The organism is Geodermatophilus sp. SYSU D01036 (genome assembly GCF_054050435.1).
In genome coordinates, this window is record NZ_JBJGZJ010000009.1 from 72,308 (window position 1) to 96,120 (window position 23,813).

26 protein-coding genes and 1 riboswitch are annotated in these 23,813 nt (G+C 78.1%); of the genes, 14 read left to right on the forward strand and 12 right to left on the reverse strand.

Annotated features, from left to right (window positions below):
• Window positions 1-14: 14 nt before the first annotated feature.
• Together ACI8AR_RS11510 and ACI8AR_RS11515 are read right to left on the reverse strand one after the other, a co-directional pair.
• On the reverse strand, window positions 15-1,511 hold the full coding sequence (locus ACI8AR_RS11510) for a precorrin-2 C(20)-methyltransferase (RefSeq protein WP_457051150.1): 1,497 nt from the start codon (window positions 1,509-1,511) through the stop codon (window positions 15-17).
• Window positions 1,508-2,128 (reverse strand): precorrin-8X methylmutase, encoded by a 621-nt coding sequence (locus ACI8AR_RS11515; RefSeq protein ID WP_457051151.1) that lies wholly within the window; start codon window positions 2,126-2,128, stop codon window positions 1,508-1,510. The genes ACI8AR_RS11510 and ACI8AR_RS11515 overlap by 4 nt, the downstream gene beginning before the upstream one ends.
• 43 nt (window positions 2,129-2,171) lie before the next feature.
• Between ACI8AR_RS11515 and ACI8AR_RS11520 the strand changes: the two genes are divergently transcribed.
• Window positions 2,172-3,350, forward strand: a complete 1,179-nt coding sequence (locus tag ACI8AR_RS11520; protein ID WP_457051152.1) for a glucose-1-phosphate adenylyltransferase family protein — start codon at window positions 2,172-2,174, stop codon at window positions 3,348-3,350.
• Here the strand turns inward: ACI8AR_RS11520 and cobG are convergent.
• Genes cobG through ACI8AR_RS11535 form a run of 3 tightly spaced genes read right to left on the reverse strand, consistent with a single transcriptional unit; the run spans window position 3,347 to window position 5,904 of the window.
• Window positions 3,347-4,492, reverse strand: a complete 1,146-nt coding sequence (cobG, locus tag ACI8AR_RS11525) for a precorrin-3B synthase (protein ID WP_457051153.1) — start codon at window positions 4,490-4,492, stop codon at window positions 3,347-3,349. The two genes, ACI8AR_RS11520 and cobG, sit on opposite strands and share 4 nt — an antisense overlap.
• A gap of 44 nt (window positions 4,493-4,536) precedes the next feature.
• Window positions 4,537-5,136 carry a pyridoxal-phosphate dependent enzyme gene (locus ACI8AR_RS11530; RefSeq protein WP_457051154.1) on the reverse strand — a complete coding sequence of 200 codons (600 nt, stop codon included), beginning with the start codon at window positions 5,134-5,136 and terminating at the stop codon, window positions 4,537-4,539.
• 18 nt (window positions 5,137-5,154) lie between these two features.
• Entirely contained in the window at window positions 5,155-5,904 is a 750-nt protein-coding gene (locus ACI8AR_RS11535) for a DUF4383 domain-containing protein (RefSeq protein WP_457051155.1), read from the reverse strand.
• 151 nt (window positions 5,905-6,055) lie between these two features.
• Here ACI8AR_RS11535 and ACI8AR_RS11540 point away from each other — a divergent pair, with 151 nt between their 5' ends.
• Complete coding sequence (locus ACI8AR_RS11540; protein ID WP_457051156.1) at window positions 6,056-6,385, forward strand: tetratricopeptide repeat protein; 330 nt, start codon at window positions 6,056-6,058, stop codon at window positions 6,383-6,385.
• A 157-nt stretch (window positions 6,386-6,542) separates the two neighbouring features.
• On the forward strand, window positions 6,543-6,707 hold the full coding sequence (locus ACI8AR_RS11545) for a hypothetical protein (protein WP_457051157.1): 165 nt from the start codon (window positions 6,543-6,545) through the stop codon (window positions 6,705-6,707).
• A gap of 119 nt (window positions 6,708-6,826) precedes the next feature.
• Here the strand turns inward: ACI8AR_RS11545 and ACI8AR_RS11550 are convergent, their stop codons facing one another.
• Window positions 6,827-7,294, reverse strand: a complete 468-nt coding sequence (locus ACI8AR_RS11550) for a nitroreductase family deazaflavin-dependent oxidoreductase (protein ID WP_457051158.1) — start codon at window positions 7,292-7,294, stop codon at window positions 6,827-6,829.
• Window positions 7,291-7,998 carry a hemerythrin domain-containing protein gene (locus ACI8AR_RS11555; RefSeq protein ID WP_457051159.1) on the reverse strand — a complete coding sequence of 236 codons (708 nt, stop codon included), beginning with the start codon at window positions 7,996-7,998 and terminating at the stop codon, window positions 7,291-7,293. Before ACI8AR_RS11555 ends, ACI8AR_RS11550 begins: the two co-directional genes overlap by 4 nt.
• Window positions 7,999-8,057: 59 nt before the next feature.
• Here ACI8AR_RS11555 and ACI8AR_RS11560 point away from each other — a divergent pair, with 59 nt between their 5' ends.
• From ACI8AR_RS11560 to ACI8AR_RS11580, 5 genes are all read left to right on the forward strand, one after another.
• Complete coding sequence (locus tag ACI8AR_RS11560) at window positions 8,058-8,687, forward strand: TetR/AcrR family transcriptional regulator (protein ID WP_457051160.1); 630 nt, start codon at window positions 8,058-8,060, stop codon at window positions 8,685-8,687.
• Between the two features lie 32 nt (window positions 8,688-8,719).
• The gene (locus ACI8AR_RS11565; RefSeq protein ID WP_457051161.1) at window positions 8,720-9,115 is read left to right on the forward strand and encodes a YunG family protein; all 396 of its coding nucleotides are present in this window, start codon (window positions 8,720-8,722) and stop codon (window positions 9,113-9,115) included.
• A gap of 81 nt (window positions 9,116-9,196) precedes the next feature.
• Window positions 9,197-10,219: an iron-siderophore ABC transporter substrate-binding protein gene (locus ACI8AR_RS11570; RefSeq protein ID WP_457051162.1), complete on the forward strand. Its 1,023-nt coding sequence runs from the start codon at window positions 9,197-9,199 to the stop codon at window positions 10,217-10,219.
• Window positions 10,220-10,300: 81 nt separating this feature from the next.
• A riboswitch (cobalamin riboswitch) is annotated at window positions 10,301-10,368 on the forward strand.
• A gap of 52 nt (window positions 10,369-10,420) precedes the next feature.
• Window positions 10,421-14,032: a cobaltochelatase subunit CobN gene (gene cobN, locus ACI8AR_RS11575; RefSeq protein WP_457051163.1), complete on the forward strand. Its 3,612-nt coding sequence runs from the start codon at window positions 10,421-10,423 to the stop codon at window positions 14,030-14,032.
• Window positions 14,033-14,215: 183 nt separating this feature from the next.
• Entirely contained in the window at window positions 14,216-14,380 is a 165-nt protein-coding gene (locus ACI8AR_RS11580) for a hypothetical protein (protein WP_457051164.1), read from the forward strand.
• 43 nt (window positions 14,381-14,423) lie between these two features.
• Here ACI8AR_RS11580 and ACI8AR_RS11585 read toward each other — a convergent pair whose 3' ends face one another.
• Genes ACI8AR_RS11585 through ACI8AR_RS11595 form a run of 3 tightly spaced genes read right to left on the reverse strand, consistent with a single transcriptional unit; the run spans window position 14,424 to window position 16,278 of the window.
• Window positions 14,424-15,200, reverse strand: coding sequence for an adenosylcobinamide-GDP ribazoletransferase (locus tag ACI8AR_RS11585; RefSeq protein ID WP_457051165.1), 777 nt, complete (start codon window positions 15,198-15,200; stop codon window positions 14,424-14,426).
• Window positions 15,197-15,718, reverse strand: coding sequence for a bifunctional adenosylcobinamide kinase/adenosylcobinamide-phosphate guanylyltransferase (gene cobU / locus ACI8AR_RS11590; protein WP_457051166.1), 522 nt, complete (start codon window positions 15,716-15,718; stop codon window positions 15,197-15,199). The genes ACI8AR_RS11585 and cobU overlap by 4 nt, the downstream gene beginning before the upstream one ends.
• A complete protein-coding gene (locus ACI8AR_RS11595) occupies window positions 15,718-16,278 on the reverse strand; it encodes a histidine phosphatase family protein (protein WP_457051167.1) in 561 nt (186 codons plus the stop codon). Before ACI8AR_RS11595 ends, cobU begins: the two co-directional genes overlap by 1 nt.
• A gap of 64 nt (window positions 16,279-16,342) precedes the next feature.
• Between ACI8AR_RS11595 and ACI8AR_RS11600 the strand changes: the two genes are divergently transcribed.
• Window positions 16,343-17,131, forward strand: coding sequence for an oxidoreductase (locus ACI8AR_RS11600; RefSeq protein WP_457051168.1), 789 nt, complete (start codon window positions 16,343-16,345; stop codon window positions 17,129-17,131).
• A gap of 45 nt (window positions 17,132-17,176) precedes the next feature.
• A complete protein-coding gene (locus ACI8AR_RS11605) occupies window positions 17,177-18,166 on the forward strand; it encodes an aldo/keto reductase (RefSeq protein ID WP_457051169.1) in 990 nt (329 codons plus the stop codon).
• Window positions 18,167-18,177: 11 nt separating this feature from the next.
• Here the strand turns inward: ACI8AR_RS11605 and ACI8AR_RS11610 are convergent, their stop codons facing one another.
• The gene (locus tag ACI8AR_RS11610; RefSeq protein WP_457051170.1) at window positions 18,178-19,035 is read right to left on the reverse strand and encodes an HAD family hydrolase; all 858 of its coding nucleotides are present in this window, start codon (window positions 19,033-19,035) and stop codon (window positions 18,178-18,180) included.
• Window positions 19,036-19,162: 127 nt separating this feature from the next.
• On the opposite strand from ACI8AR_RS11610, the gene ssd reads away from it, so the two are divergent.
• Genes ssd through ACI8AR_RS11630 form a run of 4 tightly spaced genes read left to right on the forward strand, consistent with a single transcriptional unit; the run spans window position 19,163 to window position 22,900 of the window.
• A complete protein-coding gene (gene ssd, locus ACI8AR_RS11615) occupies window positions 19,163-20,245 on the forward strand; it encodes a septum site-determining protein Ssd (RefSeq protein WP_457051171.1) in 1,083 nt (360 codons plus the stop codon).
• Entirely contained in the window at window positions 20,242-21,381 is a 1,140-nt protein-coding gene (locus ACI8AR_RS11620) for a TadA family conjugal transfer-associated ATPase (protein WP_457051172.1), read from the forward strand. Before ssd ends, ACI8AR_RS11620 begins: the two co-directional genes overlap by 4 nt.
• Window positions 21,378-22,172, forward strand: a complete 795-nt coding sequence (locus tag ACI8AR_RS11625; protein ID WP_457051173.1) for a type II secretion system F family protein — start codon at window positions 21,378-21,380, stop codon at window positions 22,170-22,172. Before ACI8AR_RS11620 ends, ACI8AR_RS11625 begins: the two co-directional genes overlap by 4 nt.
• Window positions 22,169-22,900 (forward strand): type II secretion system F family protein, encoded by a 732-nt coding sequence (locus tag ACI8AR_RS11630; protein ID WP_457051174.1) that lies wholly within the window; start codon window positions 22,169-22,171, stop codon window positions 22,898-22,900. Before ACI8AR_RS11625 ends, ACI8AR_RS11630 begins: the two co-directional genes overlap by 4 nt.
• Before the next feature lie 19 nt (window positions 22,901-22,919).
• Here the strand turns inward: ACI8AR_RS11630 and ACI8AR_RS11635 are convergent, their stop codons facing one another.
• Window positions 22,920-23,651 (reverse strand): PIG-L deacetylase family protein, encoded by a 732-nt coding sequence (locus ACI8AR_RS11635; RefSeq protein ID WP_457051175.1) that lies wholly within the window; start codon window positions 23,649-23,651, stop codon window positions 22,920-22,922.
• Between the last annotated feature and the right edge of the window lie 162 nt (window positions 23,652-23,813).

Below are 23,813 nucleotides of genomic sequence, written 5' to 3' on the forward strand. Positions count from 1 at the left end.
GGCCGGCATTCCCGTCAGGAGGGGTAGCGGCGCGGCGTGTAGACCTGTCCGGCCGGCGTCACCCGCGTCTGCGAGGACCCGACCAGCAGCAGGCAGCGCATGTCCACCGTCTCCGGGTCCAGGTCGCGCAGCGTGGTGACCCGGACCTCCTCCTGCGGCCCGCCGACGTCGCGGCCGACGACGACCACCGTCTCCGGCTCGCGCACCTCCCGCAGCGCGTCGAGCGCCTTGGCCAGCTGGTGCGGGCGCGCCCTCGACCGCGGGTTGTACAGCGCCAGCACCAGGTCGGCCGCCGCCGCCGAGCGCAGCCGGTCGAGGACGACGTCGAGCGGCTTGAGCACGTCGGAGAGGCTGATGACGGCGAAGTCGTGGCCGAGCGGCGCGCCGACCCGGGACGCCACGGCCTGCGCGGCGGTCAGCCCGGGCAGCACCCGCACGCGGACGCCGACGTGCTCGGGACGGGCGGCCACCTCGAGCACCGCGGCGGCCATGGCGAACACGCCCGGGTCGCCGCTGGAGACGACCGCGACCCGCCGTCCGGACCGGGCCAGCTCCAGCGCGTGCGCGGCCCGCTCGGCCTCCACCCGGTTGTCGCTGGGGTGGCGGGTCTGCCGCGGGTTGGCCGGCACCCGGTCCAGGTAGGGGCCGTAGCCGACCAGGTCGTCGGCGGCGGCGAGCGCGTCGGCGACCTCGGGGGTGGTCCAGCCGCGGGCGCCGGGGCCGAGGCCCACGACGACCACCTCGCCGGCCCGCGGGGCGGCGTCCGGGAGGTCCGCGGGACCCGGCGCGGTCCCGGTGAGCGGCGAGGGCAGCAGCGCCAGCGAGAAGTACGGGACGGTCGCGGGGTCGACGTCGGCCAGCGGCAGCGTGCGCTGGCGGTCGGTGGTGGCCCGCTCGACGTAGAGCGCCCGGTCCAGCACGCCGGCGGCCTCGAACGCCTCGCGGACCTGCGGGAACGTCCGGCCGAGCTTCACCACCGCGGCCGAGTCGGTGGTGGCCAGCCACTCGGCGAGCTCGTCGGCGGGCAGCGTGCCGGGCAGCACGGTGAGCACCTCGTCCCGCTCCACCAGCGGCCGCCCGACGACGGCGGCGGCGCCGCTGACGCTGGTCACGCCGGGCACCACCTCGGTCGGGTACCGGTGCGCGAGCCGCTTGTGCATGTGCATGTAGGACCCGTAGAAGAACGGGTCGCCCTCGGCGAGCACGACGACGTCGCGGCCGGCGTCGAGGTGCGCGGCCAGCCGGGCGGCGGCGGCCTCGTAGAACTCGTCGATCGCGCCCTGGTAGCCGCCGGGGTGGTCGGTGCCCTCGGTGGTGACCGGGTAGACCAGCAGCTCCTCGACCTGCCCCTCCCGCAGGTAGGGCGCGGCCAGCGCGCGGGCGACCGAGCGGCCGTGCTGCGCGGCGTGGAAGGCGACGACGTCGGCGGCGCCGATCAGCCGCGCGGCCTTGACGGTGACCAGCTCGGGGTCGCCGGGACCCAGCCCGACCCCGTACAGGCGGCCGCTCACTCGACGTCGCTCGCGATCGCGTTGACCGCGGCCGCGGTCATGGCGCTGCCGCCCCGCCGGCCGCGGACCACGAGGAACGGCAGGTCCGAGGCCGCCAGCGCCTCCTTGGACTCGGCCGCGCCGATGAAGCCGACCGGGATGCCGAGGACGGCGGCCGGGCGGGGGGCGCCCGCGGCGACCATCTCCAGCAGGTGGAACAGCGCGGTGGGCGCGTTGCCGACGGCGACGACCGCGCCGTCGAGCCGGTCGCGCCACAGCTCCAGCGCGGCGGCGGTGCGGGTGGTGCCGAGCGCGGCGGCCAGCGCCGGCACGCGCGGGTCGCCCAGGGTGCAGACGACGTCGTTGTCCTCGGGCAGCCGGCGGCGGGTGACGCCGGAGGCGACCATCTGCGCGTCGCACAGGACGGGCGCGCCGGCGTCGAGGGCCTCGCGGGCGAGCCGGACGACGTCGGGGCTCGCGGCGACGTCGGCGGCCAGGTCGACCTGGCCGCAGGCGTGGATCATCCGGACGACCACCCGCGCGAGGTCCTCGGGCAGGCCGGCGAGGTCCGCCTCGGCGCGGATCGTCGCGAACGATCGCCGGTAGATCTCGGCGCCGTCCTTCTCGTACTCGTACATCGGGCAGGAGGCTACGTCGCGCGCGGAGCGGGTAGCCGGGGGCATGGCCCTTCCCCGCCTGCTCGTCCTCGTCCTCGCCGGTGGTGCCGGTGGGCGCCTGCAGCTGCTCACCGAGCACCGCGCCAAGCCCGCCGTCCCGTTCGCCGGGGTGTACCGGCTGATCGACTTCCCGCTGAGCAACTGCCAGCACTCCGGCATCCCCGACGTGTGGGTGTCGATCCAGCAGCACCCGGCGTCGCTGGCCGACCACCTGGCCAACGGCCGGCCGTGGGACCTCGACCGCACCACCGGCGGGCTGATGACGCTGCCGCCGTTCCAGGGCACCGAGCGCGGCGGCTGGAACACCGGGACGGCGAACTCGCTGTGGCGGCAGGCCGAGCTGATCCGCCAGTTCGGCCCGGAGGCGCTGGTCGTGGTCAGCGCCGACGCCGTCTACGAGCTCGACTACCGCGAGGTCGCCGAGGCGCACCTGCAGTCGGGCGCGGAGGTGACGATGGTGACCACCGAGGTCGCCGCCGACGACGCCGCCCGCTACGGCATCGTCGAGGTCGACGGCGACCGGGTGACCGGCTACGCCTACAAGCCCGACGAGCCGGCCACGACCACCGCCACCAACGAGGTGTTCGTCTTCGACCCGGGGCCCACGCTGGACCGGCTGGAGCAGCTGCGGTCGGAGGTCGGCGAGGAGGGGCTCGAGGACCTCGGCACCCACCTGCTGCCGGCGCAGACCCGCGACGGCGGCGCGCGGGCACACCCGCTCAAGGGCTACTGGCGGGACGTCGGCACCGTCCCGGCGTACTGGGAGGCGCACCAGGAGTTCCTGACCGACGAGCCGCCGATCGACCTCGACGCCCCCGGCTGGCCGGTCCACACCCGCGGCGGCCGGCACAGCGCCGCCCGGGTCCTCGACGACGGCCAGATCGAGAACAGCCTGCTGTCCGGCGGCACCCGGGTGTCCGGCAACGTCCGCGGGTCGGTGCTCTCGCCCGGCGTGGTGGTCGAGGCCGGGGCGACCGTCGTCGACTCGGTCCTGCTGCCCGGCGTGCGGGTGCGCTCCGGCGCGACCGTGACCCGCGCGGTGGTCGACGACCGCGTGGACGTCGGCCGCGGCGCCACGGTCGGCGGCGACGGCGACGTCACGCTGGTCGGCCGCGCGGTGTCCGTCCCCGAGGGCACCGAGGTCGCCGCCGGCGCGCGGTACCCGGACCCCGACGACGACTAGCCGGCGCGGTACCCCTCGGGGGTCGCCACGACGTCGAGGACCTCCCCGCGGGGGCGGCCGCAGCGGCGCTCGCAGCCGGCCCAGTGCACGCGGACGCCCTCCGGGACGGTGCCCGAGGCGACGGCCGCGGCCGCGTCGGCCCGGACGTCGGCCCGCGACTTCGCGCACCCGGGCCGGCCGGCGCACGCGGTGACCCGCGCCCACGGGCTCTCGGCGTCGAACACCACGCCGGTGCGGTACAGGTCGACGGCGGCGTCGTCCACGCGATCCTCGGCCAGGTCGGGCACGACGACGCTGCGCCACGGGGTCAGCTGCACCTCGCCGGTCACCGACGCGAGCAGGTCGGCCTGGTCGGCGGAGAGCCGGCCGAGCGGGACGACGCCGACCAGCGCGGTGCGCCCGTCGGCCTGCGTCTCCGCGCCGACCGGGCCGGCGTCCGGCGCGGCGGGGACGGCGACCGGCGCGGCCGGGGCGCCGCCCAGCCGCGCCGCCACGCGGGCCGGGCCGTCGTCGAGCTCCGCCAGCCGCCAGGCGGTGCCGCCCTGCGCGGCGCGCTCGGCGAGGAAGGCGCGGGTGGCGGCGAGCAGCAGGCAGACGGCGCCGTCGGCGTCCGCGCGCAGCCCGCTGTCCGCCCCGCCGAGCAGCAGCGCGACCGAGGACGGCGACAGCGCCAGCAGGCCGACGTCGCCGCCGAGCCCGGACACGTCGCCGCGGCCGTCGTCCAGCGTCGCCAGGTAGCGGCCCGGCAGCGCGGCGAGGGCGGGGTCGGCGCACAGGCCGACGTCGAGCGCGGCCACCCACGGCCGGGCGTCCAGCAGCCCGCCGGCCCGGCCGGTCAGCGCGCTGGCCAGCACGTTCCGCACCCGCTCGTGCGTCTCGCTGGGCAGCAGGCCGGCGCCGGCGAGCCGGTCGCCGAGCTCCCGCGCGGCGCCGGTCGCCAGCCCGCGCAGCTGCAGGTTGCCCCGGCTGGTCATCTCGAGGGCGCCGTCGCCGAGGTCGCGCGCGGCGGCGGCGAGCACCCGCAGCTGGGCGGCGGTGAGCAGGCCGCCGGGCACCCGCACGCGGGCGAGCTCGCCGTCGGCGGCGGAGTGCGTCTGCAGCGCGCCGGGGCAGGCGTCGGCGCGGGGTCGGGGCGTCGTCATCGCGCCCGTGAGGCTACGTCGCTCCCGAGGTGTCGCTCCCGAGGTCAGGACGGGCCGAGCAGCCCGGCGGCGAGCTCGGCGGCCACCGGGTGCCCGAACCGCCCCGGCAGCCCGCCGGTGTGCACGAACACCGTCCGCTCGCCGGGCCGGACCGAGCCGTCGGCGCAGGCCAGGTACCCGCGGGCGCCGGTGGGGGAGGAGCCGCCCAGCGGCAGCACCGCGGGCACCTCGCCGGCGGCCCGCAGCTCGGCGGAGACCTCGGCCACCCGGGCGTCGACGTCGTCCGGGCCGGCGACCACGACGACGCGGGCGCCGAGCGCGCCCTCCAGGGCCAGGTTCCCGGGCCGGTCCGCCGACGGCGTCCCGTGCAGCACCAGCACGGTGCGCAGGCCCAGCCGCGCGGCGGCCGCGACGGTGGTCCGCGCGTGGTTGCTCTGCACGCCGCCGCTGGTGACCAGGACGGTCGCGCCGTCCCCGGCCGCCTCGGCGACGAGGTGCTCGAGCTCGCGCACCTCGTTGCCGCCGCCGAGGTCGGTCAGGTCGTCGCGCTTCACCGCCAGGTCCCCGGGCCGCAGGCCGAGGGTGGCGGACAGCCGCGGTGCCGGGTCGAGCGGGGTGGGCCAGTGCGCCGGGCGGACGGTCACCCCGCATCGTGCCGGGGGTCAGGCGTCCCGGCGGGCCCGGTCGAAGGACATCCACACCTCGCGGCGCTCCTTGCGGCTGGTCACCTGCGCCATCGCGGCGACCCGGCGGCGCTGGTCGAAGGAGGCCACGTGCTGGACGACGGCGACCTCGGCGTCGCGCATCGCCCGCTCGGCGGCGAACTCGGCCGGCGTCGACGGGTACTCGTCGGCCGGGACCGGCGGCACCTCGTCCCGCTCGCGGGCGTACGGGCTGTCGGGCGGCAGGTTGCCGCTCACCCGGCCGTAGGCGCCGAGCAGCAGCAGCACCAGGCCCGCGGCGACGGAGAAGCCGACGTTGCTCAGCCGGAAGGCCAGGAAGTTCAGCCCGGTGTTGAGCACCGCCAGGTTCGCGAACGCCGACACCAGGAACAGCACGCCGATGACGATCATGACCGTCGAGGCGGTGCGGGGGCTGCGGAAGGCGGCGACGACCAGCACGACCGCGGTGACCAGGGAGATCACCGACAGCAGGCCGTTGGACGACATGCCGAGGATGCGCTGGCCCTCGGTGGAGAAGAAGGCCAGGCCGTTGGCCAGGCCCAGGACGCCGAAGACGGCGATGATCCCGGCGACGACGAACGCCCCGGTGCGCTGGACGGCGAAGACGCGGTTGCCGGACGCGGACCCCCGCCCGGGGCGCCGCGGGGCCTCGGGCCGCGGGGTGGGGTCGGCGGCGGCGCCGGTCCGTGCGCGGTCGGCCGTCCGGTGGCGGTGCAGCGACAGGGCCATGGTCGTGCTCCTCGGGTCGGTGGTGCTGACATCCGTTGTTCCCAATCCGGTCGTGTCCGGATGCACCCGGTTCCGGACCTTCTCGTCCCCGCGCCGGCCGGGCGTGTCGTGATCTCGGGAAGAGCGGGCGCCGCGCCGTCGTTCCGCCGGCGTGACCCAGCCGTTCTCCGCCGACCTGCACTCGGAGTTCCTCCGCGCCGACCTCTTCTTCTCCATGGGGCAGCCGATCGAGGCCGCCCGCCTGCTCGAGCCGCTCGTCGAGGCCGAGCCGGGCAACGAGGCCGCCCTCGAGCTGCTGGCCCGCAGCTACTTCGGCTCGGCCCAGTTGCAGCGCGCGGAGACGGCGCTGCGCCGGCTGGTCGACCTCGCGCCGGCCAACGGGTGGGCCCGCCGCGCGCTGGCCCGCACGCTGGAGCGGCAGAGCCGCCGCGACGAGGCCGTCACCCACCACCGCGTCGCCGACGCCCTCGGCGCCGCCTGACCGCTCCGGACCGAGGGGTCCTCCGGGCCCCGTGCCGCGCCGTCGGTCTCTCGCGGCGCGGGCCCGGACCCGCAGGCTCCGTCCGTGACCCGCGAGCGCGTGCTCGCCGGCCTCGGGCCGGCCGGGGCGCGGCCCCGCCCCGACGTGCTCGGTCGCGGTGCTCGAGCCGGACCGCTTCCTCGGGCTGCACGCGCTGAGCGACGTGCGCGGCCGCCTGCTGGACTCGCGGCAGCCGCGGTCCCGGGCCTGCACGGAGGGGCTGTGGGGCTTCCTGCCGAGGGAGCTGCCCGGCGGACGCACCCGGCTCGTCGTCAGCGGCTAGCAGGTCGTGCGTCCGCGGTGGCTCGCGCGCGCCGTCCTCCACTGGCTGCATCCCCCCGTCTTCTGGCTCGTGCAGGCCCGCATGCTCGCCGTGCTGCGGCGGAACGTGGAGCGGGCGGCTCAGCCGCCCGCCGGGGACAGGCGCACCAGCGCGATCCGGCGGGACACCCTCGCCTGGTAGGCGTCGTAGGTCCCGCAGTTGGCCATGAGCGCCGCCCACAGCCGCGGCCGGTCGGCGTCGTCCACCTGGCTCGCGGTGACCGCCCACCGCCGGCCGCGCACCTCGACCTCGCCGCGCGGGTCGGCCTGCAGGTTCAGCCACCACTGCGGCTCGGCGTCGATGCCGCCGTTGGACGCCGCCACCACCAGGTCCCGGCCGTCGCGCACGTGCAGCAGCGGGGTGGTGCGCGGCTGCCCGGTGCGCCGGCCGCGGCAGGTCACCAGGACGACGTCGCCGCCGCGGAAGCGGTTGCCGACCCGGCCGCCGGTGCGCCGCAGCAGCGCGGTGTGCAGGGCCGCCACGTGCCGGGACAGCACCGTGGCCGCCCGGTCGGCGCGGGACAGGGCGGTGCTCGTCGTCGCGGTCACCGGGCGGTCCCGAACAGTCGCGCGTCGCGCCGGGCGGCGCGCCGGCCGGCGAACCGGGCGACGGCGAGCAGCGCCGGGTGCGGCACCGGCAGGCGGTCGACGGCCGCATCCGGGATGGCCGACACGGTCCAGCCCAGCGCGCCCAGGACCTCGGTCGGGCGGTACTCCTTCGCGAAGACCTCGCGGTCGAGGCGGTCCCAGTCCTCCGGCGTCAGGTGCCGCTGCACCTGGGTCATCCCGTCGCTCTCCTCGTGGGCGAGGTGCGCGCCCAGCCCGTCGCGCAGCGCCACCGTCTGCCGGGCGAGCTCGTCCCGGGTGGCGGCGTCGCCCCGGCCGGCGGCCAGCGCCTCGAGCCCCGCGGCGACCGCGGCCAGCGCCGGGTCGATGCCCGCGTGCTCGGCCTCCAGGGCGTCGAGGACGGAGCGGTCGGCGCCGCGCTCGGCCAGCAGCGGCCACAGTCCCGCGTCCTCGCCGGAGTGGTGCTTGTGCAGGTAGGCGCCGAACCGGGCGAAGCGGCGGGCCAGCCGCCGCCACCGCCGCCGGTCCGGCACGGGCACCGTGGGGACGACGGCGGCGAACGCGTCGAGGTCCCGGCGGAAGGCGCGGTGCATGACGTACATGGCGGCCAGGTCGACCGGGCCGTCGGGCGCGGCGGCCTGGCCCTCGAGGCGGAGCTGGACAGGGAGCGGCGGGGCAGCGGTCACGGGGACCTCTTTCAGGTTGAGTCCCGATAAATCGAATGCCGGCACGGTAAGGTGGACCCGTGGTCGAGAGCAAGAGGGTCTACCGCTCCGCGCTGCGGGCCGAGCAGGCGCAGCGCACGCGGGTGCAGGTGCTGGAGGCCGCGACCCGCTGCTTCGTCGAGCGCGGCTACGCGGCGACGACGATGCGCGACGTCGCCGCGGCCGCCGGGGTCTCGGTGCCGACCGTCTTCGCGCAGGGCGGGAAGGCGGCGGTGCTCCTCGCGTGCGTCGACCGGGCGCTCGTCGGCTCCGACGACGAGCGCCCCGTCCGCGAGCTGGGCCCCTTCGCCGAGCTGCTCGCCGCGCCGGACCGGGCCGGCCGGCTGGCGGCGCTGCACCGGCTGGCGCTGCAGACGACCGCCGCCACGCTCCCGATGCAGGACGTCTTCGCCGCCGCGGCCGCGGTCGACCCGGAGGTCGGGGCCGCGTACGCCGACTACGAGCGACGGCGACGCGCCGACATGACCGCGCTGGTCGAGGCCTTCGCCGGCGACCTGCGGGCCGACCTCGACGTCGGGTCCGCCGTCGACGTCGTGTGGTCGGTGTTCTCCCCGCAGACGCAGTCCCGGCTGGTCCGCGGCTGCGGCTGGCCGCCGGAGCGGTACGCCGACTGGCTGCCCGGCGCGGTGGAGCGGCTGCTGCTGCGCTGACGGTGTCGGTGCCCGGTGGCAGGGTGCCGCCCGTGCCCACGCTCGACGAGGTGACCGCCGCCGTGCGCGCCGCCTGGTGCCGGGAGACCTGTGACGACAGCGACCTCGCCGACTGGACGCCGGGCAACCCCGCGCGCGGCCAGTGCGGCGCCACCGCGCTCACGGTGCACGACCTGCTCGGCGGCGAGCTGCTGCTGGCCGAGGTGCGCCGGACCGACGGCTCGCGGCAGGGCGTGCACTGGTGGAATCGGCTGCCCGGCGGCCGCGAGGTCGACCTCACCCGCGGGCAGTTCGCCCCGCACGAGGTCGTGGGGGAGCCGCGGGTCGTCGTCCGGCCGCCCGGCCTGCCCGGGTACAACCGCGCGCAGTACCTCCGGCTGCGCGCCGCCGTGCTCGACGCCCTCGGCTGGACCCCGGAACGGACGTGACCGGACGGAAACGGGGTGCGAGAGCCAGCTAAGGGGAGGCTAACCTCACCGCGAGACGATCACCGAGGTCAGGAGCCGACCGTGCCGCACCACCCCGTCCCCACCCGCCTGCGGCGCGCGTCGCTGACCGCGGCCGCCGCCGTCCTCGCGGCCGGGCTGACCGCCTGCGGCGGGACCACCGACGACGAGTCCGCGGCCTCGGTCGCCGAGGGCGGCGACGGCGCCTTCCCGGTCACCATCGAGAACAGGTTCGGCACCACCGAGATCCCTGCCCAGCCGCAGCGCGTGGTCACCGTCGGCTTCAACGACCAGGACTTCGTGCTGGCCCTGGGCGTGACCCCCGTCGGCGAGCGCGAGCTCCTCGGGGACTACGACGCCGCGACCCGCCCCTGGGCGCGGGAGCAGTTGCCGGACGAGGAGATCCCGACCGTGGGCGGCGAGGAGATCGATCTCGAGGCCGTCGCCGCGCTCGAGCCCGACCTCATCGTCGGCGTCTACTCCTTCATGGACGAGACGGTCTACGAGCAGCTCTCCGGCATCGCGCCGACCCTCGCGCAGACCGACGACCACGCCGACGGCGCCACCCCGTGGCAGGAGCAGACCCTCCTCATCGGGCAGGCGCTGGGCCGCGGGGACGAGGCACAGCAGCTCGTCGACGACGTCGAGGGCCGGTTCCAGCAGGCGGTCGACGAGAACCCCGGCTTCGCCGGCCGCTCGCTCGCCGTGGACCTGACCGGCGTCGGCTCCGGCCACTACCTGCTCGGCGCGGACGACCTGCGCACCCAGTTCTTCACCGACCTCGGCTTCACCGTCCCCGACACCAGTACCGACGTCAGCCAGGAGCGGCTGGACCTCCTGGACGCGGACGTGCTGGCGGTGAACGGGTACGACCAGGCGGACGCCGACGCGGATCCGCTGTTCTCCGCCCTCGACGTGGTGACCCAGGGCCGCACGGTCCTGCTCGGCGGCTACTCCGGCGACGTGTCCGCCGCGCTCGGCTTCGGCAGCCCGCTCTCGCTGCCCTACCTGCTGGACGAGGTCGTGCCGGCCCTGGCCGCCGCCGCCGACGGCGACCCGTCCACCGCGGTGCCGGTCCTCGGCTGAGGCCCGCGCTCCGCCCCCGGCCATGCGGCCGGGGGCAGGGGCGTGCGGGCGGTACCGTCTCCCCATCACGGCAGTGCGTGCAGGAAGCCGGTGCGAGCCCGGCGCGGTCCCGCCACTGTGACCCCGGGTGCTCGGGGGAGCCAGACACTCCGGCTGCCGTGCCCGACGACCCGGGGCGCGGACCCCGAGTGAGGACGCTGCGTGTTCGCCCTGCTCTCCACCAGTGACACCGACCTGCTCTCCGCCCGCGCCAGCGGCGCCGACTGGCGGTCGGGCAACCCGGTCCGCCTCGGCGCCGAGGGCATCGCATCGCTGACCGAGGGCGCGCGGCTCGTCGTCGTCCGGATCCTCGGCGTGCGGCGGCAGTACGAGGAGATGCTCGCGCCGCTGCTGGCCGGTCCGGCGCCGGTCGTCGTCCTCGGCGGGGAGCAGGTGCCCGACGCCGAGCTGATGGAGCTGTCGACCGTGCCGATGGGCGTGGCCACCGAGGCGCACGGCTACCTGGCGCAGGGCGGCCCGGACAACCTCGTGCAGCTGCACCGCTTCCTGTCCGACACCGTGCTGCTCACCGGAGAGGGCTTCGAGCCGCCGTCGGTGGCGCCGGACTGGGGGGTGGCGGAGCGCGCGGGCCGGGGGAGCGGCCCGCGGATCGCCGTCCTCTACTACCGGGCGCACCACCTGGCCGGGAACACCGCGTTCGTCGAGGAGCTCTGCTCCGCGGTCGAGGACGCCGGCGGGCAGGCGCTGCCGGTGTTCGTGAGCTCGCTGCGCAGCGTGCCCGACGACCTGCTCGACGTGCTGCGCACCGCCGACGCGCTCGTCGTCACGGTGCTCGCCGCCGGCGGCTCCCGGCCGGCCACGGCGTCCGCCGGCGGGGACGACGGCGCCTGGGACGTCGGGCAGCTCGCCGCGCTCGACGTGCCGGTGGTCCAGGGCCTGTGCCTGACCCGCTCGCGCGAGGAGTGGCTGGCCGACGACGACGGCCTCTCCCCGCTCGACGTCGGCAACCAGGTGGCCATCCCCGAGTTCGACGGCCGGCTGATCAGCGTGCCGTTCTCCTTCAAGGAGACCGACGAGGACGGCCTGACGTCCTACGTGGCCGATCCCGAGCGGGCGGCGCGGGTGGCGGGCACGGCGGTGGCGCACGCCCGGCTGCGGCACACGCCGCCGGCCGAGCGCCGGATCGTGCTGATGCTGTCGGCCTACCCGACCAAGCACGCGCGGATCGGCAACGCGGTCGGCCTGGACACCCCGGCGTCGGTGGTGCGGCTGCTGGCCGCGATGCAGGGGCAGGGCTACGACATCGGCCCGTTCGACGGGCCCGGCGCACTGCCCGGCGTGGCCGACCTCGACGGCGACGCGCTGTTCCACGCGCTGATCGCCGCGGGCGGGCAGGACGCCGACTGGCTGACCGAGGAGCAGCTGTCGGGCAACCCGGTGCGCATCCCGGCCGCGGAGTACCGGCGGTTCTTCGACACGCTCCCCGCCGACCTCCGCGAGGCGATGGTGTCGCACTGGGGTGAGGCGCCGGGCTCCCTGTTCGTGGACGGGGACGACATCGTCTTCGCCGCGCTGCGGGCCGGGAACGTCGTCGTGATGGTGCAGCCGCCGCGCGGCTTCGGCGAGAACCCGATCGCGATCTACCACGACCCCGACCTGCCGCCGTCGCACCACTACCTGGCCGCCTACTGGTGGTTGCGGTCGGTGTTCGGGGCGCACGCGCTGGTGCACGTCGGCAAGCACGGCAACACGGAGTGGCTGCCGGGCAAGACCGTCGGGCTGTCGGCGTCGTGCGGGCCCGACGCCGCGGTCGGCGACCTGCCGCTGGTCTACCCGTTCCTGGTCAACGACCCGGGCGAGGGCTCGCAGGCCAAGCGCCGCGCGCACGCCACGCTGGTCGACCACATGGTGCCGCCGATGGCGCGGGCGGACTCCTACGGCGACATCGCCCGGCTGGAGCAGCTGCTCGACGAGCACGCCAACGTGGCCGCGATGGACCCGGCGAAGCTGCCCGCCGTCCGGGCGCAGATCTGGACGCTGCTGCAGGCCGCCAGGCTCGACCACGACCTCGGGCTGGCCGAGCGGCCGGAGGACGACCACTTCGACGAGATGATCCTGCACGTCGACGGCTGGCTCTGCGAGATCAAGGACTCGCAGATCCGCGACGGCCTGCACGTGCTCGGCGTCCCGCCGTCGGGCCAGGACCGGGTCGACCTGGTGCTGGCGATGCTGCGGGCGCGGCAGATCTGGGGCGGCGCGGTGGCGCTGCCCGGGCTGCGCGAGGCGCTGGGGCTGACCGAGGACGGCACCGCCGGGCGCGCGGCGACCGACGAGGTGGAGGCGCTGGCGGCCGCGCTGGTGTCGGGCATGGAGGAGGCCGGCTGGACGATCGGCACCGTCGGCCCCGTCGTGCGGGAGGTGCTGGGGCGCGAGGACGAGGGCGTGGCCGCCGTGCTGCGGTTCGCCGTCGACGAGGTGGTGCCGCGGCTGGAGCGGACGACCGACGAGCTCGACGCCACGCTGCACGCCCTCGACGGCGGCTACGTGCCGGCCGGGCCGTCGGGCTCGCCGCTGCGCGGACTGGTCAACGTGCTGCCGACCGGGCGGAACTTCTACTCGGTCGACCCGCGGGCGGTGCCGTCGCGGCTGGCGTGGGAGACCGGCCAGGCGATGGCCGACTCGCTGCTGGAGCGGTACCGGGCCGACACGGGGGAGTGGCCGCGCTCGGTCGGGCTGTCGGTGTGGGGGACCTCGGCGATGCGGACCTCCGGCGACGACGTCGCCGAGGTGCTCGCGCTGCTCGGCGTCCGCCCGGTGTGGGACGACGCCTCGCGGCGGGTGACCTCGCTGGAGGCGGTGCCGCTGGAGGAGCTGGGCCGGCCGCGGATCGACGTCACCGTGCGCATCTCGGGCTTCTTCCGGGACGCCTTCCCGCACGTGGTGACCATGCTCGACGACGCCGTGACGCTGGTGGCGGGGCTCGACGAGCCGGCGTCGGAGAACTTCGTGCGGGCGCACGTCGACGCCGACGTCGCGGAGCACGGGGACCGGCGGCGGGCCACCACGCGGGTGTTCGGCTCCAAGCCCGGCGCCTACGGGGCGGGGCTGCTCTCGCTCATCGACTCGCGCGACTGGCGCGGCGACGCCGACCTCGCCGAGGTGTACGCGGTGTGGGGCGGCTACGCCTACGGCCGCGACCTCGACGGCGTGCAGGCGCGCCCGGACATGGAGGCGGCGTACCGGCGGATCGCGGTGGCGGCGAAGAACGTCGACACCCGCGAGCACGACATCGCCGACTCCGACGACTACTTCCAGTACCACGGCGGGATGGTCGCGACGGTCCGCGCGCTGACCGGCTCGGCGCCGGCGGCCTACATCGGCGACTCGACCCGGCCGGAGCAGGTGCGCACCCGCTCGCTGACCGAGGAGACCTCCCGGGTGTTCCGCGCCCGGGTGGTCAACCCGAAGTGGCTGTCGGCGATGCGCCGGCACGGCTACAAGGGCGCCTTCGAGCTGGCCGCGACCGTCGACTACCTGTTCGGCTACGACGCCACGACCGGCGTGGTGGCCGACTGGATGTACGAGAAGCTCACCGAGACCTACGTGCTCGACCCGGAGAACCGGGAGTTCATGGAGCGGTCCAACCCGTGGGCGCTGCACGGCATCGCCGAGCGGCTGCTCGAGGCGGTGGACCGGGGCATGTGGGCCGAGCCGGACCCGGAGCTGCTGGCCGGGCTGCGGCAGGCCTACCTCGACACCGAGGGCGACCTGGAGGGCGGCGAGACCCCGGCGCAGTCGGGGGCGCCGACCTGAGCAGGGGTGATCACGAGCCGTGACGACGCGCGGTACTGATCCGGAAACGGTTCGGGTCCCCGTGTGGCCGGGTAGTCGATCACCATGGGCATCCTGAACCGACTCCTGGGCACTGCTGAGACCACGGCTCGTCGCGGAGCCGCCGGGGGCCGCGCCGCCGCCGGCCGGGCCTCCGGACGCGGGATGGGGCGGGGCACCGCCGGGCGCGGCATGCCGTCCGGCCGGGGCATGGGCCGCTCGCGGATGGCGACCCCGACGCCGACCCGGCGCTTCGGGCGCGGCACGCCGACGACCGCCGCCTCCGGCGGGCTGAGCCGCCTGCTCGGCTCGCTGACCGGCCGCCGCTGACGAGCCGCCCCGACCGCCCACCGCTGACCGGCGGGCGGACCTCCTAGGCCAGCGAGGCGGCGGCGACCAGCAGCACGACGGTCGCCGCCGCCTCGCCCATCGCGCCCATCACGTCCCCGGTGACGCCGCCGAGGCGGGCCGTCGCGCGGGCGCGGACGAGCTCGGCCGCGAGCAGGCCGGCTCCCGCGGCCCCGGCCAGCGCCGCCCCGGTCCCGGGACCGCCGGCCGCCCACCCCGCCGCGGCCGCACCGCCGACCACGACCAGCCCCCACCCCGCGAGCCAGGGTCCCGACACGGTGCCGGCCACCGCCCGCCCCAGCGACGAGCCCGCGGCCGTCGGCGTGCCGGGCAGCCCGGTGCGGGCCATCGCCAGCCGCGCCACGACCACCGCCGTCCACAGCGCGAGCCAGCCGCCGCCGGCCGCCAGCAGCGCCGCGCCCGCCGCCGCCTGCAGCAGCAGCGCGAGGACCAGCGTCACCACGCCGAACGGGCCGACGTCGCCCTGGTGCATGACCTGCAGCGCCCGCTCCCGGCCGCGCAGCGGACCCAGGCCGTCGGCGGTGTCGGCCAGGCCGTCCAGGTGCAGCGCCCGGGTCAACCAGGCGAGCACGGCCAGCGCCGCCACCGCTCCGGTCAGCGGGGACACCAGGTGCGCGCCGAGCACGCCGACCCCGGCCGCGGCGCCGCCCAGGGCCAGCCCGACCAGCGGCGCCCAGGGCAGCACCCCGCGGGTGGACGTCGTCCCGGCGGCCGGGACCCGGACCACGGTGAGCAGCGCGACCGACTCCAGCGGGCCGGCCCATCTCGGCCGGCGCGTCACCGCAGCCGCTGCGGCAGCCCGGCGACGACGAACCACACCTCGTCGGCGGTGCCGGCCAGCCGCTGGTTGACCTCGCCGAGGGTGTCGCGGAACAGCCGGCCCGCGCGGGTCTCCGGCACCACGCCCAGGCCCACCTCGTCGCTGACCGCGACCACGTGCGCCGGCGTCATCGCCCAGGCGTTGACCAGCGCGTCGACCCGGCCGGCCAGCCGGTCGAGGGCGCCCGGCTCGTCGGTCCAGACGCCGGTCTCGTCCATGAGCGCCGCGACCCACGTGGTCACGCTGTCGACCAGCACCGTCCCGCCGCGCAGCAGGTCGCTGGGCGCCGTCGTCTCGAGCGTCGTCCAGCCGGCCGGCCGGCGGGCGCGGTGCGCGGCGACCCGCCGGGTCCACTCGGCGTCGTCCGGCGCCGGCGCCGAGGTGGCCAGGTAGACGACGCCGGGCCGGTCGGCCACCAGCGACTCCGCGTGCGCCGACTTCCCCGACCGCGACCCGCCCAGCACCAGCACCCGCGCCATCACGCGACCGCCGCCGCGAGCTCCAGCCGGGTGACCGTGCCGTTGTGCGGCGTCACCGCCGGCATCTCCGCGGGGCCCAGCCCGGCGGCGACCGCCTGCGCGGCGCGGATGGTGTCGCCGTGGGTGACCAGCGCGACGACGTCGGCCGGCGGGCCCGCCCGCAGCCGGTCGAGGAGGGCCGCGACCCGGGCGTGCAGGTCGGCCAGGCTCTCGCCGCCCTCGGCCGCCCAGTGCGGGTCGGTCCAGTCGACGACGTCCCACAGCTCCCGCGACGGCCGCCCCTCGAGCACGCCGTAGCCCTGCTCGCGCAGCGCCGGCGTGGTGGTGAACGCCAGCCCGGTCGCGGCGGCGCAGTGCTCGGCGGTCTGCACCGCCCGCAGCAGGTCGCTGGACAGCATCGCGCCCGGCCCGAGCGCCGCCAGTTCGCGGGCCGCCGCCCGTGCCTGGTCGTGCCCCTGGTCGGTGAGCGGGACGTGCGCCGTCTGGCCCTGCATCAGCCCGGCGGCGTTCCAGGTGCTCTGCCCGTGCCGGACGAGGAGGAGGGTGAGCGGGCGGGCCATGGTGGTCGCCGAGCGTAGGGCAGGCGGGCGCAGGCCCCGGGGCCGGTGCTCGTACCGTCGGGACGTGACCATCCCCGTCCGTCCCGGCGCCGGCCGGCCCGCCGCCGCGCCGACCGGCCCCGACCCGCTGGCCCCGCTGCTCGACCTCCCCGGGGTCCGGGAGGCCGCCGACGCCGCCCGCGCCGGCATCGACCGGCTGCTGGCCCACCGGCTCATGCGCAACCGGTCGGCCGAGGTCAGCACCGAGTCGGCGCTGCGCGGGGCCCGCGCGTCGGCGGCCCTGGACGGCGTCGACGTCCCGCTGGCCGACCTGCGCGCGGGCTCGGTCGACGACCCGGTCGTGCAGGGCTCGCTGCGGGTGTCGGTGGGGCTGGGCTCCCTGGTCGACACGTGGGCGAAGGCCCCCGGGCAGGTGCTCGCCCGACTGCACGTGCTGGCCGCCGCCGACCTCACCGACCCGGCCGGCCTCGGCCGCCCCGGCCCGCACGCCGGCCCGCGGCTGTCCGGCCTGTTCCAGGTGGTGACCGGCGGCTCGACCGTGCCCGCGGTGCTGGTGGCGGGGCTGGTGCACGGCGAGCTCGCGGCCCTGGCGCCGTTCGGCACCGCCGACGGCGTCGTCGCCCGGGCGGCGGCCCGGCTCACCACCATCGGCCGCGGCCTGGACCCCAAGGCCGTGTCGGTTCCCGAGGTCGGCTTCGTCGAGCTGGGCGCCGACGCCTACCGCGAGCGGGTGGCCGGCTACGCCGCGGGCGGTCCCGACGGCGTCGCCGCCTGGCTGGTGCACTGCTGCCGCGCCACCGAGCTCGGCGCCCGGGAGGGCCTGGCCATCGCCGAGGCGATCCTGCGCGGCTGACCGGCCCGCCCTGCGCCCGGTCCGGCCGCGGCGCACAGTGGGCAGATGCGCTACCTCGACGTCGACGGGCTCGGCCCGGTCAGCCGGATCGGGCTGGGCACCTGGCAGTTCGGGTCCCGCGAGTGGGGCTACGGCGAGGGCTACGCCGAGGGCGCGGCGCGCGACATCGTCCGCCGGGCGCGGGAACTCGGCGTCACGCTGTTCGACACCGCGGAGGTCTACGGCTTCGGCCGCAGCGAGCGCATCCTCGGCGAGGCCCTGAGGGAGGAGCGCGGCGAGGTCGTCGTCGCCTCGAAGGTGTTCCCCGTGGCGCCGTTCCCGCCCGTGGTCCGGTCCCGGTTCGAGGGCAGCGCCCGGCGGCTCGGCCTGACGCGGATCCCGCTGTACCAGGTGCACCAGCCCAACCCGGTCGTCCCCGACAGCGTGGTCATGCCGGGCCTGCGGCAGCTGCTCGACGAGGACCGCATCGGCGCCGCCGGCGTCTCCAACTACTCCCTGGCCCGGTGGCGGGCGGCCGACGCGGCGCTGGGCCGGCCGGTCCTCACCAACCAGGTGCAGTTCTCCCTCGCCCGGCCCGGGGCGCTCGAGGACCTCGTGCCCTTCGCCGAGCGCGAGGGGCGGGTCGTCATCGCCTACAGCCCGCTGGCGCAGGGCCTGCTCGGCGGCCGGTACGGCGTGGAGAACCGGCCCGGCGGGGTGCGCGCGGCCAACCCGCTGTTCGGCACGGAGAACCTGCGGCGCGCGGAGCCGCTGCTCGACGTCCTGCGTGAGGTCGCCGACGCGCACGGGGTCCGGCCCGGGACGATCGCGCTGGCCTGGCTGGTCTCGCTGCCGCAGGTGGTGGTCATCCCCGGCGCCTCGAGCGTGGAGCAGGTGGAGGCCAACGCCGCGGCCAGCGACGTCGACCTGCGGCCCGACGAGCAGGCGGCGCTCACCGCGGCGGCGCGGGGGTTCGCGCCGGTGTCGGCGGTGCGCACGCTGGTGGACGGCGTCCGGGAGCGGGTGGACGGGCTCCGCGGGCGGCTGGGCGTCTGAGCGGACGGGCCTCAGGCGCCCCGGCGCCGCCAGCGGCCGGCGGCCGGGACCGCCGCCGTCGCGGCGGCCGCCACGGCGGGCACCGCGCGCAGCGCCCGCCGCCGCGCGTACCAGGCCAGCCCGGCGACCGCCGCGCCCACGCCCATCGCGGCGCCGGTGACCACCGGGGCCGGCGGCACCGCGAACCGCGAGCGCATCGACACCGGCCGGGTGAACTCCAGCACCGGCCAGCCCCGCTCGGCGGCCACCTTGCGCAGCGCCCGGTCGGGGTTGACCGCCGTCGGGTGCCCGACCGCGGTGAGCATCGGCAGGTCGGTGACCGAGTCGCTGTAGGCGTGGCAGTCGGCCAGGTCGTAGCCGTTCTCGGCGGCCAACTGGCGCATCGCCTCGGCCTTGTTCTCCCCGTAGGCGTAGAACTCGATCTCGCCGGTGTAGCGGCCGTCGACGGTCACCATCCGGGTGGCCACCACCCGGTCGGCGCCCAGCATCTCGCCGATCGGCTCGACCATCTCCGCGCCGCTGCTGGAGACGATGACAATCTCCCGCCCCGCCGCCCGGTGGGACTCGATGAGGTCGGCCGCCTCGGCGTAGACGAGCGGGTCCACGACCTCGTGCAGCGTCTCGCGGACGATGTCGTGCACCGTCGCGACGTCCCAGCCGGTCGCCATGTCGGTGATCTGCGCCCGCATCCGCTCCATCTGCTGGGCGTCGGCGCCGGAGAGGGAGAAGACGAACTGCGCGTAGGCGCCCTTGAGCACGGCGCGGCGGTTGATCAGCCCGCCCGCGAAGAAGGGGCGGCCGAAGGCCAGGGTGCTGGACTTGGCGATGACCGTCTTGTCCAGGTCGAAGAACGCCGCGGCGTGCGTCACGGTTCACGACTGTAAGCGGACGTCCTGGGTGTGACGGGTCTCGCAACTCCGTCCACACCCTTTCGGGTCGTCCACAGTTGCCCGGTCCGGCACGCGCGCACCGGGAGTCCGCGATGGGCTCCGGGGCGTGCCCGCGCCTCCGGTCCCCCCACCGTCCCGCCCGCTGGTCGTCTGCGCCGACGAGGACCTCCTCGACGAGGTCCTGCGGGTCCTCGCCGCCGCCGGCACCGAGCCCGAGGTGGCCACCGGCGGGACGGCGCTGCGCCGCGCTCACCGCGACGCCGCGCTGGTGCTGCTCGGCGCCGACGTCCTCGACAGCCCGGCGGTGCGCGCCCTGCCCCGCCGCCCGGGCGTGGTCGTCGTCGCGCCCGACGCCCTGCCGGCGCCGGCCTGGGCGGCCGCGGTGGAGCGCGGCGCCGAGCGCGTCGCCGTGCTGCCCGACGACGAGGCGTGGCTCGCCGCCCGGGCGGGGGAGGCGGGGCGGTCGCCGGTGGCGCGCGGCTGGCTGGCCGTCGTCGGCGGCAGCTGCGGAGGAGCGGGCGCCAGCACGCTGGCCACCGCGCTCGCCGTGGCCGCCGCCGACCGGGGCGAGGGCGTCCTGCTGGTCGACGCCGACCCGTGGGGCGGCGGGCTGGACCTCCTGCTCGGTGCCGAGGACGCCGAGGGGCTGCGCTGGCCGGAGCTGACCGGGGTGCGCGGCCGGGTGGCCGGGGACGCGCTGGTCGCCGCGCTGCCCGCGGCCGCGGGGGTGCACGTCCTCGCCGCGGCACGCGACGACCCGGCGCCGGTGCCGGCCGAGGCGCTCACCGCCGTCGTCGACGCCGCGCGGGACGGCGGCCTGCCGGTGGTGGTGGACCTGCCGCGCGCGGCGGCGCCCGACCCCGCGGCGGAGGCGGTGCTGGCCGAGGCCGACCTGGCGCTGCTGGTCGTGCCCGCGCGGCTGCGCGCCGCCTCCGCCGCCCGGGCGCTGGTGGCGGGGGCGCCGTGGTCGGCGGCCCGGCTGGTGGTGCGCACCGTCCCGGGCGGCCTGTCCGCCGCCGAGGTGGCCGCCGTGGCCGGGCGGCCGGTGCTCGCCGAGCTGGGGCACGACCGCGGCGCGCTGCCCCGGGGGGAGCGCGGCGAGCCGCCGTCGGTGGCGCCGCGCAGCCCGCTGGGCGCGCTCGTCCGCCGGTTGCTCGGCGAGCTGTCCCGGCCGGAGCGGGCGGCGTGAGCGGCCTGCCGCTGGTCGAGCGCGTCCGCGCCCGGCTGGCGCTGGAGCCGGGCCCGCCGAGCCGGGCCGCGGTGGCGGCGCTCGTGCGGGAGGAGGCCGGCCTGCTCGGCGAGACCGACGTCCTCGCCGCGGTGCGCGACGCGGTCGCCGAGCTGGCCGGCGCCGGGCCGCTGGAGCCGCTGCTGCGGGCGCCCGGCGTCACCGACGTGCTGGTCAACGGCCCGGCCGAGGTGTGGGTCGACCGGGGGAGCGGCCTGGAGCCCGCGGACGTGCGGTTCCCCGACGAGGACGCCGTCCGCCGGCTCGCGGTCCGGCTGGCCGCCAGCGCCGGGCGCCGCCTCGACGACGCCGCGCCGTGGGTCGACGCGGGCCTGCCCGACGGCACCCGGCTGCACGCGGTGCTGCCGCCGGTCTCGGCCGCGGGCACCTGCCTGTCGCTGCGGGTGCTGCGGCGCTGCTCCCTCGGCCTCGCCGACCTCGCGGCGCGCGGGACGCTGCCCGGGCGGTCGGAGGCGCTGCTGCGGGCGGTGGTCCGGCGGCGGCTGGCCTTCCTCGTCACCGGCGGCACGGGGTCGGGCAAGACCACCCTGCTCTCGGCGCTGCTCGGCGAGGTGCCGCCGGACGAGCGCGTGGTGCTCTGCGAGGACGCCCCGGAGCTCACCCCGGCGCACCCGCACGTCGTTCGCCTGCTCACCCGCCCGCCGAACGTGGAGGGCGCCGGGCAGGTGACCCTGCGGGACCTGGTGCGCCAGGCGCTGCGCATGCGGCCGGACCGGCTGGTGGTCGGCGAGGTCCGCGGCGCGGAGGTCACCGACCTGCTCGCCGCGCTCAACACCGGGCACGACGGCGGCTGCGGCACCCTGCACGCCAACCGGCCGGGGGAGGTGCCCGCCCGGCTCGAGGCGCTGGGTGTGGCGGCCGGCCTGGACCGGCGGGCGGTGCACAGCCAGGCCGCGGCCGCGCTCGCGGTGGTGGTGCACCTGCGGCGCACCCCCGCGGGCCGCCGGGTCGCCGAGGTCGGGGTGGTGCGCCGCGACGGCGACCTCGTGGCCGTCGACGCCGGCTGGCGGGCCGACGGCGGCCCGTGCCCGGGCGCGCACCGGCTGGCCGCCCTCCTCGACGGCGGGACGGCGTGACCGCGGCGCTGGCCGCGGGCGCCCTGGCGCTGCTGCTGTGGCCGGGCGGGGCGGCCCGACGGCGGGCGCGGCTGCGCCGGCTCACCGGGGCGGGCCGCCCGGGGCGGGGACCGCTGGTCGCGGAGCCGCGGTCCTGGCCGGTCCTCGCCGCGGCCGCGGGCGCCACCGCCGGGGCGCTGGCCGGCCCGCCGCTGCTGGCCCTCCTGGCCGGTGCGGCCGCCGCCGGCGCCGCCCGGGCGGCGGTCCGGCAGCGCGCGCTGCGCCGGGACGAGCGGGCCCTCGACGTCCTCGCCGACGCCCTGGCCGCCCTGGCCGCGGAGCTGCGCAGCGGCCGGCCGCTCGACGCGGCGACCGCGGCGGCGGTGGCGGTGGTCCCCGACGCGGACGGCGCCCGGGCGCTCGCCCGCGCCCTCCGCGCGCCGGGGACGGTGCCGGCGGAGGCGGCGTCGGAGCTCGGCCGGGCGCACGGGCGGCTCGCGGCGGCGGTCGAGCTCAGCGCCCGGACGGGGTGCTCGCTGGCCGCCGTCGCCGCGGCCGTCGAGGACGACCTGCGGGCCCGCCGGCGCCAGCGGGACGAGCTGCGCTCGGTGACCGCCGGGCCGCGGGCCAGCGCCGCGCTGCTGGCCGGGCTGCCGCTGCTGGCGCTCGCCATGGGCAGCGGCATCGGCGCGCACCCGTGGGCGGTGCTCACCACGACGGTGCCCGGCCAGGCGCTGCTCGTCGCGGGGGTGGCGCTGGAGGCGGCGGGGCTGGCCTGGTCGGCGCGGCTGGTCCGGCGGGCGCTGCGGTGAGCGCCGCGGGCGCCCAGGCGCTGGCGCTGCTGGCGGTCGCCGGCGCGCTGGCCGCGTGGCCGACGCCGGCGGCGCGCCGCACGGCCCGGCTGCGTGCCCTCGGCGCGCCCGCCACTCCGGAGCGGCCGCCGGAGACGTCACCCGGTCCGCTCCGGCGGCTGGTGCTCCCCGTCCTCGCCGGTGCCGCCACGGCGCTGCTCGTCGGCGGCGCGGCCGGGGTGGCGCTGGGAGCGGTCGGGGCGGTCCTCGCCGACCGGTGGCTGCGGCGGGCGCCCGGCCAGGGCCCCGCGCCCGCGCCGGCGACCGCCGACCTGCCGGTGGCCTGCGACCTGCTGGCGGTCTGCCTGGGCGCCGGCCTGCCGGTCGGCGCCGCGCTCGGCGCGGTCGCGGCCGCGGTGCCGGGCCCGCTGGGTCCCGCGCTGGCCGGCGTCGCCGGCCGGCTGCGCCTCGGGGCCGCGCCCCGCACGGCGTGGCACGACGCGCCGCCGGAGCTGGCCGGGCTGGGCCGGGTCCTGGTCCGCGCGGGGGAGTCGGGCGCGGCGGCGGTGCCGGCCCTGCGCGTGCTGGCGGCGGAGGCGCGGACGGCGGCGCGCAGCCGGGCGGAGGCGGGCGTGCGCCGGGCCGGGGTGTGGGTGCTCGCGCCGCTCGGGCTGTGCTTCCTGCCGGCGTTCGTGTGCCTGGGCATCGCGCCGATGGTCATCGGCATCGCGGGCCAGGTGTTCGGCTGAGCTCCCCGGGGGAGGGCCGTCAGCGGCGGCCGGCGGCCATCGCGGAGGTGTGGGGCACCAGCGCCCAGGCCGCGGGGACCGCCGCGGGGACCGCCGGCGCCACGGGGGCGAGGTCGAGCACCATCCGCGTGGGCTGGAAGGCCTCGGCGTAGCCGATGCGGGCCTGCGCGCCCCAGTGGCGGGCGGAGGCCACGACGGCGTCCGGCTCGACCATCGCCGAGCGCTCCACCTGGGAGGCGTGCGCGGCGAGGGCGTCGAGCTTGCCGGCGAGGTACGCGGTGACGTCGACGTACACGCTCGGCGCGAAGGCCAGCGTCGACGGGCTCTGGTAGTGCAGGACCCGCGGCAGGCGCCGGGCGGCACCCAGGGTGGCGGCGGCGATGGCGCGGTGGTCCTGGTGGCTGTCGTCGGGGGCGTGCACGTAGACGAGGTCGGCGGCGGTCTCCTGCAGCACCTGCTCGATGCGGCGGATCGTGTCCGAGTCGGCCACGACCTCGCAGTCGCGCAGCCCGCCCCAGGCCAGCCGCGCGCCGACCAGCTCGGCCGCGCGCTGCTGCTCGGCGCGCCGGCCGGCGATCTGGCCGTCGTCGCCGGGGCCGTTCTCGCCGCCGGTCATCACGAGCATGGTCACCGTGTCCCCGGCCGCCACGTGCGCCATCAGCGCGCCGCCGCAGCCGAGCTCGATGTCGTCGGGGTGGGCGCCGATCGCCAGGACACTGCGTCCCGGGCCCCTCGTCGTCGTGCCGTCCACGACAGCCGTCCTCTGCTCGCCAGGGGCGGCATCCCCGCCCGACACCCGTCCATCGGCGCCGCCGGCGGCGCCCTCCAGCGCGGCGACCGGACCTACCCCCTCGGGGGGAGGTCCGGTCGTGCGCAACCCGTCAGCCCGCGGCGGGCGCGGGCGTCCCGCGGT

Coding starts and splice junctions, on each gene's coding strand:
- ACI8AR_RS11535 (WP_457051155.1), bottom strand. CDS start 5,904: ATGGCCCTGTCGCTGCACCGCCACCGGACGGCCGACCGCGCACGGACC.
- cobG (WP_457051153.1), bottom strand. CDS start 4,492: ATGACGACGCCCCGACCCCGCGCCGACGCCTGCCCCGGCGCGCTGCAG.
- ACI8AR_RS11580 (WP_457051164.1), top strand. CDS start 14,216: ATGGGGCGGGGCACCGCCGGGCGCGGCATGCCGTCCGGCCGGGGCATG.
- ACI8AR_RS11605 (WP_457051169.1), top strand. CDS start 17,177: ATGCGCTACCTCGACGTCGACGGGCTCGGCCCGGTCAGCCGGATCGGG.
- cobU (WP_457051166.1), bottom strand. CDS start 15,718: ATGGCGCGGGTGCTGGTGCTGGGCGGGTCGCGGTCGGGGAAGTCGGCG.
- ACI8AR_RS11520 (WP_457051152.1), top strand. CDS start 2,172: ATGGCCCTTCCCCGCCTGCTCGTCCTCGTCCTCGCCGGTGGTGCCGGT.
- ACI8AR_RS11515 (WP_457051151.1), bottom strand. CDS start 2,128: ATGTACGAGTACGAGAAGGACGGCGCCGAGATCTACCGGCGATCGTTC.
- ACI8AR_RS11595 (WP_457051167.1), bottom strand. CDS start 16,278: ATGGCCCGCCCGCTCACCCTCCTCCTCGTCCGGCACGGGCAGAGCACC.